The organism is Endozoicomonas sp. G2_2, assembly GCF_017744135.1.
Lineage (GTDB): Bacteria > Pseudomonadota > Gammaproteobacteria > Nevskiales > Salinisphaeraceae > Salinisphaera.
In genome coordinates, this window is record NZ_JAGHQU010000012.1 from 77,755 (window position 1) to 91,857 (window position 14,103).

Annotated in this window: 15 protein-coding genes; 5 read left to right on the top strand and 10 right to left on the bottom strand. The window is 63.2% G+C overall.

Annotation, left to right across the window (positions count from 1 at the left end; genetic code table 11):
* Positions 1-161: 161 nt before the first annotated feature.
* From purH to cutA, 9 genes are all read right to left on the bottom strand, one after another.
* Positions 162-1,760 (bottom strand): bifunctional phosphoribosylaminoimidazolecarboxamide formyltransferase/IMP cyclohydrolase, encoded by a 1,599-nt coding sequence (gene purH / locus J7355_RS14005; RefSeq protein ID WP_209063742.1) that lies wholly within the window; start codon positions 1,758-1,760, stop codon positions 162-164.
* A 91-nt stretch (positions 1,761-1,851) separates the two neighbouring features.
* Positions 1,852-2,112: a DNA-binding transcriptional regulator Fis gene (fis, locus tag J7355_RS14010; protein ID WP_209063744.1), complete on the bottom strand. Its 261-nt coding sequence runs from the start codon at positions 2,110-2,112 to the stop codon at positions 1,852-1,854.
* A gap of 83 nt (positions 2,113-2,195) precedes the next feature.
* Positions 2,196-3,098 (bottom strand): 50S ribosomal protein L11 methyltransferase, encoded by a 903-nt coding sequence (prmA, locus tag J7355_RS14015; protein ID WP_209063746.1) that lies wholly within the window; start codon positions 3,096-3,098, stop codon positions 2,196-2,198.
* Positions 3,091-4,446 (bottom strand): acetyl-CoA carboxylase biotin carboxylase subunit, encoded by a 1,356-nt coding sequence (gene accC / locus J7355_RS14020; protein ID WP_209063747.1) that lies wholly within the window; start codon positions 4,444-4,446, stop codon positions 3,091-3,093. Before accC ends, prmA begins: the two co-directional genes overlap by 8 nt.
* The gene (accB, locus tag J7355_RS14025) at positions 4,446-4,919 is read right to left on the bottom strand and encodes an acetyl-CoA carboxylase biotin carboxyl carrier protein (protein ID WP_209063749.1); all 474 of its coding nucleotides are present in this window, start codon (positions 4,917-4,919) and stop codon (positions 4,446-4,448) included. The genes accC and accB overlap by 1 nt, the downstream gene beginning before the upstream one ends.
* A gap of 6 nt (positions 4,920-4,925) precedes the next feature.
* Positions 4,926-5,381, bottom strand: a complete 456-nt coding sequence (gene aroQ, locus J7355_RS14030) for a type II 3-dehydroquinate dehydratase (RefSeq protein WP_209063751.1) — start codon at positions 5,379-5,381, stop codon at positions 4,926-4,928.
* A gap of 171 nt (positions 5,382-5,552) precedes the next feature.
* Entirely contained in the window at positions 5,553-6,098 is a 546-nt protein-coding gene (locus J7355_RS14035) for a TlpA disulfide reductase family protein (RefSeq protein ID WP_209063753.1), read from the bottom strand.
* Complete coding sequence (gene dsbD, locus J7355_RS14040; RefSeq protein ID WP_209063754.1) at positions 6,095-7,954, bottom strand: protein-disulfide reductase DsbD; 1,860 nt, start codon at positions 7,952-7,954, stop codon at positions 6,095-6,097. The genes J7355_RS14035 and dsbD overlap by 4 nt, the downstream gene beginning before the upstream one ends.
* The gene (gene cutA / locus J7355_RS14045; RefSeq protein WP_209063756.1) at positions 7,951-8,292 is read right to left on the bottom strand and encodes a divalent-cation tolerance protein CutA; all 342 of its coding nucleotides are present in this window, start codon (positions 8,290-8,292) and stop codon (positions 7,951-7,953) included. Before cutA ends, dsbD begins: the two co-directional genes overlap by 4 nt.
* A gap of 182 nt (positions 8,293-8,474) precedes the next feature.
* On the opposite strand from cutA, the gene J7355_RS14050 reads away from it, so the two are divergent.
* Both J7355_RS14050 and ilvD read left to right on the top strand, forming a co-directional pair.
* Positions 8,475-9,110, top strand: a complete 636-nt coding sequence (locus J7355_RS14050; RefSeq protein WP_209063758.1) for a peroxiredoxin — start codon at positions 8,475-8,477, stop codon at positions 9,108-9,110.
* Between the two features lie 196 nt (positions 9,111-9,306).
* Positions 9,307-11,004 carry a dihydroxy-acid dehydratase gene (gene ilvD, locus J7355_RS14055; protein ID WP_209063760.1) on the top strand — a complete coding sequence of 566 codons (1,698 nt, stop codon included), beginning with the start codon at positions 9,307-9,309 and terminating at the stop codon, positions 11,002-11,004.
* 210 nt (positions 11,005-11,214) lie between these two features.
* On the opposite strand, the gene J7355_RS14060 is transcribed toward ilvD, so the two are convergent.
* On the bottom strand, positions 11,215-12,189 hold the full coding sequence (locus J7355_RS14060) for an integron integrase (RefSeq protein ID WP_209063762.1): 975 nt from the start codon (positions 12,187-12,189) through the stop codon (positions 11,215-11,217).
* A 38-nt stretch (positions 12,190-12,227) separates the two neighbouring features.
* Here J7355_RS14060 and J7355_RS14065 point away from each other — a divergent pair, with 38 nt between their 5' ends.
* The 3 genes from J7355_RS14065 to J7355_RS14075 all read left to right on the top strand — a co-directional run bounded on the left by J7355_RS14065 (position 12,228) and on the right by J7355_RS14075 (position 14,010).
* The gene (locus tag J7355_RS14065; RefSeq protein WP_348523042.1) at positions 12,228-12,800 is read left to right on the top strand and encodes a GNAT family N-acetyltransferase; all 573 of its coding nucleotides are present in this window, start codon (positions 12,228-12,230) and stop codon (positions 12,798-12,800) included.
* 114 nt (positions 12,801-12,914) lie between these two features.
* Complete coding sequence (locus J7355_RS14070) at positions 12,915-13,274, top strand: hypothetical protein (protein ID WP_209063764.1); 360 nt, start codon at positions 12,915-12,917, stop codon at positions 13,272-13,274.
* A 100-nt stretch (positions 13,275-13,374) separates the two neighbouring features.
* A complete protein-coding gene (locus tag J7355_RS14075) occupies positions 13,375-14,010 on the top strand; it encodes a hypothetical protein (RefSeq protein WP_209063766.1) in 636 nt (211 codons plus the stop codon).
* Positions 14,011-14,103 lie beyond the last annotated feature (93 nt).

Sequence of the window (14,103 nt, forward strand, 5' to 3'; positions counted from 1 at the left end):
GCGGTCGCCGCAGATAGAACGATACGCATGGGGTGTTTTCCTCCAGACCGCGTGGATGCGGCTTCCCTGATTGGTTTTATTTATCGATCGGTCAGGAGGAGTGATAACACGCGTCAATTAAATGACGCAAATAATCGATCGTGTCGAAAAGCCGTCGTGCCTCAGTGGCGGAAATGCCGGATACCGGTAAACAGCATGGCGATTCCGGCCTCGTCGGCAGCCGCGATCACCTCGTCGTCGCGGATCGATCCGCCGGGTTGAATCACAGCGTTGACACCGACTTGCGCGGCGGCGTCCAAACCATCGCGGAAGGGGAAGAAGGCATCGGAAGCCATCACCGAGCCGGCGACGTCGAGACCGGCGTCAGCCGCCTTCAGACCGGCGATTCGGGCCGAATCCACACGGCTCATCTGGCCGGCGCCAATGCCGATCGTGCGCCCGTCGCGGGCATAGACGATGGCATTGGATTTGACGAACTTGGCGACACGCCAGGCGAACAGCAGGTCCTGCAGCTGGGTGCCGTCGGGCTGCGCGCGGGTGACGACATCGAGCTTGTTCTGGTCGAACAGCAGCGCGTCGTCGTCCTGCACGAGCAGGCCGCCGGTAATCTGGCGAATTGCCAGTGCCGGTTCGGCATTTGGGCGAAAATCCCCAGTCGCGATCACACGCAGGTTCTTCTTCTGGGAAAACACGCCCAGTGCGTCGTCGTCGATACGCGGCGCGAGAATCACCTCCGCGAACTGGTTGGCGAGAATCTGTTCGGCCGTCGCGCGATCCAGCGTCTGGTTGAAAGCGATGATGCCGCCGAAGGCCGAAGTCGGGTCTGTCGCGAAGGCGCGCTCGTATGCGGTCTTGAGATCGGCGGCCACGGCCACGCCGCAGGGGTTGGCGTGTTTGACGATCACGCAGGCCGGCGCCTGGTCGAAGGCGCGCACGCAGGCCAAGGCGGCGTCGGAGTCGGCGAGATTGTTGTAGGACAGGGCCTTGCCCTGACACACGCGGGCATCGACGAGGCTGGCGGCTACCGGCGTCTCGGCGGCGTAGAGTGCGGCGCGCTGGTGCGGGTTTTCGCCGTAGCGCAGATCCTGGCGTTTATGGAACGCACCCACGAAGCGCTCCGGCAGCGCGTCCTGGGCGCTGTCGTCGGGTGTCTGCGTGTCGCCGCGCAGATAGTCGGCAATGGCACGGTCGTAGCTCGCGGTATGGTTGAAGCCCTTGGCGGCCAGGCGCCGGCGCGTGGCGGTGCTCGTGCCCTGATGGGCGTCGAGATCGCCGAGCACGGCGTCGTAGTCGCCGGCATCGACCACCAGCGTGACGTAGGCATGGTTCTTCGCCGCCGCGCGCAGCATCGCCGGACCGCCGATGTCGATGGTCTCGATCGCGGTGTCGCGGTCGCAGTCGGGTGCGGCCACGGTCTGCTCGAACGGGTAGAGATTGACCACCACGAGATCGATCGGCGCGATCGCGTGCTCGTCCATCACGGCGTCGTCCGTGCCGCGGCGTCCGAGAATGCCGCCGTGTATTTTCGGGTGCAGCGTCTTCACGCGGCCATCCATGATCTCGGGCGCGCCGGTGTGCTCGGCCACGTCCACCACGGGCACGCCCGCCTCGCGCATGGCTTTCGCGGTACCGCCGGTGGACAGGATCTCCACGCCATGGCGTTCGGAGAGCACGCGGGCGAATTCAGCCACGCCGGTCTTGTCGGACACGCTGATCAGAGCGCGGCGGATCGGGGCGAAAGAGGTCTCGGGTGCAGTCACGATGGCCTTTATCCGTGGGGCGGATTCTCATCCGCTTGAAACAAAAACACCCGCAGTGCGGGTGGTGTGGTCTTGCCGCGTCGGCGCGCGGTCAGCGGTCGAGCGCGTAGCTACGCAGCTTCTTGCGCAGCGTACCCCGGTTGATGCCGAGCATCTGGGCCGCGCGGGACTGGTTGCCTTCGTTGTAATCGAGTACCCGCTCGAGCAGCGGTTTTTCCACCTGTTCGAGCACCATCTGGTACAGATCGCGCGGCGGCGCGCAGCCGTTAAGCGAATCGAAGTAACGATCGAGACTGGCGCCGACGTAGTGGCTGAGCGGCTGAGCTTCGGCGTCTGGGTCGATCTGCGTCATTCCGTGTGGGCGCGCTCGCGGGGAGAAGGCGCAAAACTATAACGGCATTTTTCGCGTATAGAAAGGCGACTTTCGGCGAGTCGTCAGTCTGGCCCGCGACGCCTTGCATCGAGCCGGACCCAGTCCTCGCGCGTGGCCGGCTCGCTAAAGCGAAATGCGCTTTCATAGGCTTGGCGAACCTCGCCGATCTGGCGCGTGAGCAGCCCGGACAGCACCAGCGGCGCATCGGCCGCGGCATGGCCCGCCAGGGTGGGCGCCAGCGCAATGAGCGGCTTGGCGAGAATATTGGCCAGCACAATATCGAAACGGCGGGCGCCGATACCGTCCAGCGGCGGTGTCTCGATGCGTTCGCCCACGCCGTTGCGCTGCGCGTTTTCGCGGGTGGCGCGTACCGCCTGATCGTCGATATCCACGGCCGTTACCGACGCCGCGCCCAGACGGGCGGCGGCCACGGCGAGAATCCCCGAGCCGCAGCCGTAATCGAGCACATGGCGACCGGCGACGTCCGCTTGCGCGAGCCATTCCAGGCACAGGGCCGTGGTCGGGTGGGTGCCCGTACCAAAGGCCAGCCCCGGGTCGAGACGCACCACGACGGCATCGTCATCGACATCCACCGGCGCTTCGTGCGGGGCGATCCACAGCCGCCGGCCGAAGCGCAGCGGCGGGTGCTGGGCCAGCCAGGCACTCGCCCAGTGCTCGTCGGCCAGGCTGCTGATACGGATCGTCACGTCGTTGCCCAAGGTTTCGCGCAGCGCCTGTTCGATTGGCGCCGCGCCCGTACCCTGGGTGAACAGGCCGGTGACCCGCGAGGCGTCGAAGCCGGGGTGCTCGTGCGGCGTGTTCTCGACGGTGATGTCGTCACCCGCGTCGAGCACCGTGACGGCCTCGGCGTCGAAGCTCTCGAACACGGCCTCGGCGAGCGAGGCGCGGTCGGTTTCCACGGTGATCTGCAGCCACGCCACCGGCGTGGCGACGTCATCATCCACGGTTGCTTTCTTCCTTGAGCTTCTTCTCCAGCCAGTGGATCGATACGCCGCCTTCGATATGCGACGGATCGTGGATGATGCGCTTGTGCAGGGCGATATTGGTGTTGATGCCTTCCACGACCATTTCCGAGAGCGCCATGTCCAGACGCGCGGTCGCCGCAGCGCGGGTGTCGCCGTGCGCGATGAGCTTGCCGATCAGGGAGTCGTAGTAGGGCGGCACGCTGTAGCCGGCATAGATATGCGAGTCCATGCGAATGCCCGGACCGCCCGGCGCATGATAGGCCTCGATCTTGCCGGGCGAGGGCACGAACGTCTCGGCATGTTCGGCGTTCACGCGGCATTCGATGGCGTGGCCGCGGATCTTGATGTCGTCTTGCGTGTAGCGCAGCTCGTGGCCGGCGGCGATCCGCAGTTGCTCGGCGACGAGGTCGACGCCAGTGATCATTTCGGTGACCGGATGTTCGACCTGAATACGGGTGTTCATCTCGATGAAATGGAACTCGCCATTCTCGTACAGGAACTCGAACGTGCCGGCGCCGCGATAGCCGATGCGCTTGCAGGCGTCGGTGCACAGCTTGCCGATTTCATCACGCTGTTCCTGGGTGATGCCGGGCGCGGGCGCTTCCTCTACCACCTTCTGATGGCGCCGCTGCGGCGAGCAGTCGCGCTCGCCGAGATGGATGGCGTTACCGTGGTGGTCGGCGAGCACCTGGATCTCGATATGCCGCGGCAGCTCGAGATACTTCTCCATATACACGGCCGGGTTGCCGAAAAAGCTCGCCGCCTCGCGGCGTGCCATATCGATCGCGCCGGCCAGCGCCTTGGCCTCGTACACCACATGCATGCCGCGGCCACCGCCGCCGCCCGCGGCCTTGATGATGACCGGGAAGCCGATCTTCTGCGCGAGCTTGCGATTGGCCGCGTCGTCGGCGCCCAGCGGCCCGCCGGAGCCGGGTACGCAGGGCACGCCGGCGGCCTGCATCTCCTGAATGGCCGACGTCTTGTCGCCCATCAGACGGATGGTCTCGGCGCGCGGGCCCACGAAGGTGAACCCCGATTGCTCCACGCTTTCGGCGAAATCCGCGTTCTCGGACAGAAAGCCGTAGCCCGGATGGATGGCGCTGGCACCGGCCACTTCGGCAGTGCTCATCAGCGTGGCCATGTTCAGATAGCTCTTCGAGCTGTCGGCCGGGCCGATGCACACGGCCTCTTCGGCCAGCAGCACGTGTTTTTGATCCCGGTCCGCGGTGGAATAGGCGGCCACCACCGGGATGTCGAGCTCCCGGCAGGCGCGCAGTATCCGCAGCGCGATCTCGCCCCGGTTGGCGATCAGAACCTTGCCGAGCATCACTTCACCACGAATAGCGGCTGATCGAATTCGACCGGCTGTCCGTTCTCGACCAGCACTTCGCTGACCTCGCCGGACACCTCGGCCTCGATCTGGTTGAGCATCTTCATCGCCTCGATGATGCACAGCGTGTCGTTCGGGCCGATCTTGTCGCCCACGTCAACGAACGGCTTGGCATCCGGCGCAGGGGCGCGATAGAAGGTGCCGACCATCGGCGAGCGCACGATCTGGCCTTCGGGCGTGTCGTCCTGGGCCTGGCCGCCACCGGCCGGCTGTTCGTCGCCGCCCGCGGCGGGTGGCGGTGCAGCGGCCGGCGCCGGCGCCGGCGCCTGAGCGGGCGGTGCGGCCGGCACGCTGCCGGGCGCGGGATAGCGGCCGATACGGACCGACTCCTCGCCTTCGGTGATCTCGAGTTCGGCGATGCCGGAATCCTCGACCAGCTCGATGAGCTTCTTGAGCTTGCGGATATCCATGAGGTTTCAGTTCTCCCGAGTCGGTTCGGCGACACGCTGCATGGCCGCATCCAGGGCCATGACATACCCCTGCGCGCCGAAACCGGTGATGGTGCCGATCGCGATGTCGGCGAAATACGACTGGTGGCGAAACGCTTCGCGTTGCGCCGTGTTGGATAGATGGATTTCGATGCAATCCAGTTCGACGGCGAGCAGCGCATCACGCAGGGCGACACTCGTATGCGTGAACGCGGCCGGATTGAAGAGCACGCAGGCGACACCCTCTGCACGCGCAGCGTGCAGGCGGTCGATCAACGCGCCTTCGGTGTTGGACTGGAAACAGCTGAGCGTATGGCCGTTTTCCTGGGCCTGGACTTCGAGTCGCTGTTCGATATCGGCCAGCGTGTCGTGGCCGTAGACGCCGGGCTCGCGGCTGCCGAGCAGATTGAGATTGGGTCCGTTGAGCAGCAGAAAATGAGCCACGCGGCCGTCCTTGGATGGCAATGCGAGGAGTCTGCCCCAAGGAAATCGGCGTTACAACCGTACACAGCGGACTTTCGCGACCGTTCGCCACCGTATTGTCGATAATTCGCCGAAGTTCACTTCAGCGAACAGCCCTCTGCGACGCAGTTCGCGGCCCGGGCGGCCGTCGCCTCAGTCTTTGGTCGCAGACGCCTCGTTTTCGAGCAGAGGCTGCACGATATCGGCAAGTTTGCGGTGATTCAGCGCACCGGCAATGCGCGCGACGACCCGGCCGTCGCGGTCGATGACGGCGGTGTAGGGCAGCACGCCCGCGGGCGCGCCCTCGGCCGTGTAGCGATCCTGAATCCGCGCGCCTTCGGTGGCGTCGGCGAGAACCGGATAGTTGATCGCGTAATCGGCCGCGAAAGCGCCGGCTGCGTCGGGCGTGTCCACGGCCACGCCGAGAATCTGCAGACCCTCGTCGCCCCACTGGTTCTGGGCGTCGATGAGCATCGGCACCTCTTCGCGGCAGGGCTTGCACCAGCTCGCCCAGAAATTGAGCACGACGACCTGGCCGTCGTAGTCGCCCACTGCGTGGGTCTGGCCGTCCAGATCGACAAGGCTGAAGTCGGGCCGCCGCGGTTTGTGGTCGGCCGCCTGCCAGTAGGCGATCGCGCCGCCGCCAAGGAGCAGGGCAATGACAGCGAAGCCGAGCATGTTTCGCAGCGTGCGGCTCATGGGCGTGTGCCTTTGGTGTCGAGACGTTGAATACGCGCGATGAAGCCGGTCGCATCGATCTTTCCGATCAGGCGCTGGTCGTCGGCCTCGTTGCCGTTCGGTCGATAGAACAGCACGGTCGGCGGGCCGAAAACGTTGAGTTCGCGCATCAGCGCCCGGTCGGCCGCATCGTAGTCGGTCACGTCCACCTGCAGTGCGGCCACATCGGATAGCGCGTCACGAACGTCGCGATCGGCGAACAGGCCATGTTCCATTTCCACGCACTCGACACACCAGTCGGCATAGAAATCCACGACCGCCGGCCTGCCGTTGGCGCGGGCGTTGTCGAGGGCGGCGCGCAGCTGGTCGAGATTGCTCACGCGCGTGAACGGCGAGTCGCGCTCGCCAGCGGCGGCCGGATCGACAGCGGATGTCGCGCTCGGCCCGGCGAGCGGGCGCAGGGCGCTGCCGCCGCCGGCGAATACGCCCAGCATGGCGGCACCGGCATAAACGAAAACGGCGAACACCACGGCGCGCTTGACGGCGGTGGCGGCGCGCGTGCGGGTCGCGAGCGTGGACAGATAGCTGGCATAGCCGAGCGCGATCAGGCCCCATCCGGCCAGCGTTGCGTTCGCCGGCAGAATGCGTGACAGCAGCCAGAGCGCGACCATGAGCAGCACGACGCCGGACGCCACGCGGAATTCGTTCATCCAGGCGCCGGCATGCGGCATCACGCGCGCGCCGAACACGCCGATGGCGATCAGCGGTACGCCCATACCGAGTCCGAGCATGAACAGCGCCGTGCCGCCCAGCAGCATGTCGCCGCTGCTGGATATATAGAGCAGCGCGCCGACCAGCGGCGGGGCGAGACAGGGCCCGGCGATCAACGCCGAGAAAAACCCCATGATCGCCGCGCCCGCCAGGCCGCCGCGGCGCGTGCCGATGCCGCCAAGCCGTGCCTGTACACGGCCCGGCATCTGCAGTTGGAACACGCCGAATGCCGCCAGCGCGAGCAGGGCGAATACGCCGGCGAAGGGAATCAGTACCGCCGGCATTTGCAGCGCGGCCTGGAGATTGGCGCCGAAATAGCCGGCGATCACGCCGAACACGGTATAGGCGAGTGCCATCGCGAGCACATAGGCCACCGACAGGGTGAATGCGCGCCGCGGCGGGGCGTTGGCGCCCACGATCAGCCCGGACAGAATCGGGATCATCGGCAGGATGCACGGCGTGAACGCCAGCAGCAGGCCGAAGACGAAAAACAGGCCGAGCGTGGACAAGGTACCCGCATTGGCCAGCCGGCCGGCCAGGTCGTCCTGCTGGGTGAGAAAGGTCTCGCCCGTGTTCTGGGGCGTGGCGGCACCCGGTTGCGTATCCGCCGCCGCGCTCGAAGTACCGGCCGGGGCCTCGGCAATATCAAGGGCGACGGTCTGGGGCGGATAGCACAGCCCCGCGTCCGCGCAGCCCTGATAGCTGACCGCGATACGCGCGCCGTCCGGCAGGGGCGCGCCGTCGGCAACCGGCAAACGCACCGTCACGCTGTCGCGATAGGTTTCGACCTCGCCGAAGAATTCGTCGTTGTGTTTCTCGCCGTCGGGAGTCCGCGGCGCATCGAGCGTGGCGCCGCCGGCACTGCGCAGCGAGAAGTCGAAGGCGTGGCGATACAGATAGTAGCTGTCGGCAATCTGCCAGGTGACCGCGATATCGCCGTTCGCCGTGCGTGCGGCGGTCGGCGCAAAAGCCTGCTCCACCGGCAGGAAATCGTCGGCGGCCTGGGCGGTCGACGACAGCGCGGCGAGCACAAGCAGCAGCCACATCGTCAATACGCGCACGCGTGTCGCGCGCGCGAGGCGCGCCGGCGCGGTATGGGCCGTCATTGCGGGCGGGTCTGTTCTTCGAGCCAATCGAGATAGCCTTTGGAGCCGTCGCATAGACGGACTGCGACCACCTCGGGAAGTTCATCCGGATGCAGGGCTTCGACCCGCGCCTGCACATCGGCGACGCGATCGGCCGCGGTCTTGATGAGCAGCAGCATTTCCGGGTCGATCTCGATCTTGCCCTGCCAGCGATAGACCGACTCCAGCCCGGGCACGATATTCACGCATGCCGCCTCGTGGTGTTCGACCAGGGCGCTGGCGATGGTGCGGGCGGTGTCGCGATCCGGGCAGGTCACGTAGACCATCCGGGCGTCGGCGTCGTTTCGGGTTTCGTTCATCCGCGCATTCTAGGACGTGTGGTGCGCCGGCGCGACGGGCGTACCGTGCTACGGGCGAATCGTTCGCGGCGTCTTGTACCGCGGCAAGCGCACCCCAGAATAGTTGGTGTGAACAGGCTTATTTAGTGGCGCCAAAAAGCGGCTGTTATAGTCGCGCCACAACAACGACTGGAGTGACGAACATGAGTCTTCGACTGGGCGATACCGCGCCGGATTTCACGGCGGACACCACGGACGGCACCATCAACTTCCACGAATGGCTGGGTAACGAGTGGGGCGTTCTCATGTCGCACCCGGCGGATTTCACGCCGGTATGCACCACCGAGATCGGCGCCACCTCCAAGCTCAAGGACGAGTTCGCCAAGCGTAACGCCAAGGCGATCGTCGTTTCGGTCGACTCGGTCGAGGACCACAAGGCCTGGGCCAAGGACATCGAAGAGACCCAGGGCTGCGCCCTGAACCTGCCGCTGATCGGCGATACCGATCGCAAGGTTTCCGAGCTCTACGACATGATCCACCCGAACGCGGGCGACACCTCCACGGTGCGCAGCGTCTTCGTCATCGATCCGAACAAGAAGATCCGCATGACGCTGACCTACCCGAAGAGCGCGGGCCGCAACTTCAACGAGATCCTGCGCGTGATCGATTCGCTGCAGCTGACCGACAACTACAAGGTCACCACGCCGGCGAACTGGCAGGACGGCGACGACGTGATCGTCTCGCCCGCCCTGTCCAACGAGGAAGCCGAGAAGCACTTCCCGGACGGCTGGAACGAGCTCAAGCCCTACCTGCGCATGACCAAGCAGCCGAACAAGTAAGCCACGCCGGGTCAGCGCACGAAAAGGCGCGGTCTTTCGAGGCCGCGCCTTTTTTTGTGTGCACTGCACGGATCGCGGCATACTACGCGGCTTGACGGCTGCCGCCATTTGCCGGCGCGAGTCACGCCCGCATTGGCGCGCCGCCCGCCGGCCCAGTCGCCGCCACCGATCAACCTGTCAAACAACGAGAATCATCATGGCCGAGGACACGCCCAAGCAACGCCGCAGTCACGTCGTCACCCAGGGCACGTCGCGTGCGCCCAACCGCGCCATGCTGCGCGCCATGGGCTATACCGATGAGGACTTCAACAAGCCCATCGTCGGCATTGCCAACGGCTACTCGACCATCACGCCCTGCAACATGGGCCTGAACGATCTCGCCAAGCGTGCCGAGGCCGCGCTCGAAGGCGGCGGCGCCAAGGGCCAGATGTTCGGCACCGTGACCGTGTCCGACGGCATTTCCATGGGCACGCCGGGTATGAAGTATTCGCTGGTCTCGCGCGAAGTCATCGCCGATGTGATCGAAACCGCCGTGCAGGGCGAATCCATGGACGGCGTGATCGCGCTTGGCGGCTGCGACAAGAACATGCCGGGCGCGATGATCGGCATCGCCCGCATGAACGTGCCGGCCATCTTCGTCTATGGCGGCACCATCAAACCGGGCCATGCCTATGGTGAAGACCTCACCGTGGTGTCCGTGTTCGAAGCGGTGGGCCAGCGTATCGCCGGCACGATCGACGACGAACGCGTCAAGACAGTCGAATGCAACGCCTGCCCGGGTGCGGGCTCCTGCGGCGGCATGTTCACCGCCAACACCATGTCGAGCGCGTTCGAAGCGATGGGCATGAGCCTGCCGTATTCCTCCACCATGGCCGCCGAGGACGCCGAAAAGGCCGACAGCGCCGCGCGCTCGGCCGAAGTGCTCATTCAGGCCATCGAGAAGGACATCAAACCGCGTGACCTGCTCACGTTCGAGGCCTTCGAAAACGCGATCACGCTGATCATGGCCGTGGGCGGCTCCACCAACGCCGTGCTGCATCTGCTCGCCATCGCCCAGGCCGCGGACGTGAACCTCACCATCGACGACTTCGAGCGGATCCGCGCCAAGGTGCCGGTGTTCTGCGACCTCAAGCCCTCCGGGCGTTTCGTGGTCACCCAGTTGCACGCCGCCGGCGGCATCCCGCAGGTGCTCAAGATGCTGCTCAACGCCGGCCTGCTGCACGGCGATTGCCTGACGATCACCGGCGAAACGCTGGCCGAGACCCTGGCCGACGTGCCGGACGAACCGCCGAAGAGCCAGAAAGTGATTCTGCCGATGGAAGAGGCGCTTTATAAGTCCGGCCATCTGGCCATTCTGAAAGGTAACTTGGCCGAAGAGGGCGGTGTCGCCAAGATCACCGGCCTGAAGAACCCGGCCATCACCGGCCCCGCCCGCGTGTTCGACTCCGAAGAAGAAGCCATGCAGGCGATCGTGGACGAAAAGATCGTCTCCGGCGATGTCGTGGTCATCCGCTACGAAGGGCCGAAAGGCGGCCCCGGCATGCGTGAAATGCTCTCGCCGACGTCCGCGATCGTCGGCCGCGGGCTGGGCGAAGAAGTCGGCCTGATCACCGACGGCCGTTTCTCCGGCGGCACCTACGGCATGGTCGTCGGCCACGTCGCTCCGGAAGCCGCCGTGGGCGGCAACATCGCCCTGGTGCAGGAAGGCGACACCATCACCATCGACGCCCACGAACGCAAGTTGCATCTGGACGTCAGCGACGAAGAACTCGCCGACCGCCGCAAGGCCTGGCAGCCGAAGCCGCCGAATGCGACGCGGGGTGTGCTCGCGAAGTACGCCCGGCTCGTCGGCACCGCGTCAAAGGGTGCGGTTACGGATCAGGTGGGCGACTGAAGCGCCCGCGAACCTAGCCCAGGAAAGCCCGCCTCGTGCGGGCTTTCTTTTGCGCGCGGGACAATCATCCGCAACGGTCAATCAGCGGTCGATTGGTCGTCATGGTGACATCGGCCGTGCGAACAGGCCGGGCCGTAAGGCCGATCCAAGCGCCGCGCGGTGCTGAGCCAAGGCCAGCGAGTAGCGCACGGTCTCGTCGCGCGCGGATAATCAGCTATCCAACGGACTTACGACGCCTCGCCCGCCGAGTTTAAGCACATGCGTGTAGATCATCGTGGTCTGCACGCTCTTATGGCCGAGCAGCTCCTGAACCGTGCGAATATCGTTGCCGCGCTCGAGCAAATGGGTCGCAAACGAATGGCGCAGCGTGTGACAACTCGCTTTCTTGTTGATCCCGGCGCGCTTTACGGCTCCTTTGACGGCGTGCTGCAGGCCCTTCTCACTCAGATGGTGGCGGCGCGTTACTCCGGAGCGCGGATCGGTCGACAGCCGGGACGAGGGGAAGGCGTACTGCCAAGCCAGTTCCGTTTGGGCGTTCGGATATTTGGCCGCGAGCGCTGTCGGCAGATAGACGCAACCGTAGCCCGCGACGCTATCGCGACGATGCTGTGCCGCCACACGATCGATTTGCCTTTTCAATGTTTCCGCAATAGAGGCAGGCAATGGCGTGACGCGATCTTTCGCGCCCTTGGCGTCGCGAACCACAATTTGCCGATAGTCGAAGTCCACATCCTTGACGCGTAGCCGCACCGCTTCCATGAGCCGCAGACCCGACCCGTAAAGCAGCGACGCCATTAGTCTATACGTGCCATCCAGTTGCGTGAGTAGGCGGGCGACTTCAGAAGAACTCAACACCTCCGGTATTCGGGCCGGGCGCTTTACCCGGACCACATCCTCCATCCACGGCAGTTCGGTACCGAGAACCTCCTTATAGAGGAAAAGCACCGCATTCAATGCCTGGTTCTGTGTTGACGCTGCAACATGCCGATCTACGGCAAGATGCGTCAGGAAAGTCTCGACCTCCGGCTTTCCCATGTCTTTGGGATGCTTCTTATCGTGGAACAGAATGAACCGTCGAATCCACGCGAGATACGTCTTCTCTGTTCGAATGCTGTAATGCTTTAGCCGTATGCGTTCGCGTACCTGGTCGAGTAGCTTCGGCGAACGATGTGACTGTTTAGGCATTCGTAATACCCGGTTAGCGGTCTAGTAGCGCTGAGCGCGTGGCAAGCCCGCGTTTACCGGGCTCGTGCTATTACTATACGAAATCAAGCGTAAGTGCTATACCTACCTTCAGCCGTATACTTGGCGTTATGCAACAAAATCACATTCCGATATTGATCGAAGAAACGTCGCCGAGAGAGATCGATATTGATCTGCTTTTATTGGCTGATCCATCGGTAAAGAAGATCCGCTCGTATCTTCCTCGATCGAAATGTTTCACAGCATCAGTAGACGGGCGAGTAATCGGCGCATGTGTCGTTCAACGGTTTGACGCTAGAAAACACGAGATTATGAGCATTGCGGTTCATCCGGATAAGCAGATGACCGGCGTTGGCTCCACGCTTTTAGGCTGGGTCATTCAATTCGTTCGAAAGGCGGGTGCTCACAAACTCGAGGTAGGTACCGGAACTTTCGGTTACCAATTAGCGTTTTATCAGCGGCAAGGTTTTCGAGTCACGAGCATTGATCGAGACTTCTTCATAACGAATTACGATGAACGAGTTTTTGAAGATGGTATTCAGCTGCTCGATATGCTTCGCTTGACCTTCGATTATCAGGAAAACCGTGTATAACAAATCGCTGCAGTTGACCGCCCAAAGCGCTGGCGCGCTTCGGGTTCCCTCCGCGGGCTTCGCCCGCTCCGGCGGCAACTGAGCTTGGGCGTTGGGGAAATAAGAGGAGTTCATATGAGGTATTTTGCTTTATCCGCCTGCACAACCCTGCTGATAGCTGCGTTCGGAGCGCAAGCCGCTCAGAAAGATTATTACGACACTACGGACGATGGAAAGAAAATTGCTTGGATGAGCAAGGGCAGAGAGGCCGTCAAGACCAAGCTAAAGGATCCTGATTCGGCAAAGTTCAAAGGCGTCTATTTTTTCAGAGGCGAGGAGGGAGTGCCGATGACTTGCGGTGCAGTCAATTCTAAAAACAGTTTTGGCGGTTACGACGGCTTTCAGCGCTTTGTATCGGCGGGCCGCCCTAATCTCACTTTCTTAGAAGAGCAGGTGAAAGGGTTTGATGGCGTTTGGCAAAAATTCTGCGAGTAAAATCCCCAACAGGGCGCTGCAGTTGACCGTCCAAAGCGCTGCCGCGCTTCGGCCGGCAACTGAGCTTCGGCGTTAGCGATACGAGGAACGAGAAAATCTAATGGCGTTGCCGATAACCGATCATATTGTTGCCGCAGTTAGCAAAATGGTGGATGACTCTCAAGTTGAGGGCTATCGTGAGCCCAGTCACTCCGACATTGAGTTCTATGTAAGCAGAGCGGGCTTGACGGATGCTGACCCAAAGGCACAAGGACAAACGGTTGGAAAGGCTAAGCGAGTTCGAGCAATCCTTTCTTGGGCTATCGATAATGACCAAACAGCGGGCGGAAAATTGGTCGAGTCGCTTATCGCAAAGGTCAGGGCGTCAGGAGGATTTCGGGATTCATCCGCCAATTTCATCGGCACGGATGTAATAGCTCGAGCCGTAGAGGCCTTCGATTCTGAAGGCTATATTCTGTCGAGCGACGGTGCCTTGCGCCCAAAGAACCTCGAGTCGCTTATGGGGCGGGAGCTAACAGGTGCTCTACGCGCGTATGCGCGCAGAGCACAGAAAGGCTCTGAAGACGCCGCGCTACTCTCTGGCACAAGTAAAGATCTACTTGAAGCTACTGCGGCTCATGTAATTCGTACCAAGTACGGATCTTATCCACAGCAAGCCAACTTTCCTGCCTTATTGGGGCAAGCCTTTATCGCTCTTGAGATGGGAGTGCACCATTCGTTCTGTAAATTGGCCTGAGCCGGAAAGGTGACAGGCCACCCGCTATCCTTTCGTTGGAATTCATTAGCCGTGAATGACGAAAGGAGTAACGAATGGCCTGCCAACGACAGG

Excerpts from the sequence above, each read along its gene's own strand:
- fis (WP_209063744.1), bottom strand. The coding sequence starts at position 2,112 with ATGACGCAGATCGACCCAGACGCCGAAGCTCAGCCGCTCAGCCACTAC.
- accC (WP_209063747.1), bottom strand. The coding sequence starts at position 4,446 with ATGCTCGGCAAGGTTCTGATCGCCAACCGGGGCGAGATCGCGCTGCGG.
- accB (WP_209063749.1), bottom strand. The coding sequence starts at position 4,919 with ATGGATATCCGCAAGCTCAAGAAGCTCATCGAGCTGGTCGAGGATTCC.
- J7355_RS14035 (WP_209063753.1), bottom strand. The coding sequence starts at position 6,098 with ATGAGCCGCACGCTGCGAAACATGCTCGGCTTCGCTGTCATTGCCCTG.
- dsbD (WP_209063754.1), bottom strand. The coding sequence starts at position 7,954 with ATGACGGCCCATACCGCGCCGGCGCGCCTCGCGCGCGCGACACGCGTG.
- cutA (WP_209063756.1), bottom strand. The coding sequence starts at position 8,292 with ATGAACGAAACCCGAAACGACGCCGACGCCCGGATGGTCTACGTGACC.
- J7355_RS14050 (WP_209063758.1), top strand. The coding sequence starts at position 8,475 with ATGAGTCTTCGACTGGGCGATACCGCGCCGGATTTCACGGCGGACACC.
- ilvD (WP_209063760.1), top strand. The coding sequence starts at position 9,307 with ATGGCCGAGGACACGCCCAAGCAACGCCGCAGTCACGTCGTCACCCAG.
- J7355_RS14060 (WP_209063762.1), bottom strand. The coding sequence starts at position 12,189 with ATGCCTAAACAGTCACATCGTTCGCCGAAGCTACTCGACCAGGTACGC.
- J7355_RS14070 (WP_209063764.1), top strand. The coding sequence starts at position 12,915 with ATGAGGTATTTTGCTTTATCCGCCTGCACAACCCTGCTGATAGCTGCG.
- J7355_RS14075 (WP_209063766.1), top strand. The coding sequence starts at position 13,375 with ATGGCGTTGCCGATAACCGATCATATTGTTGCCGCAGTTAGCAAAATG.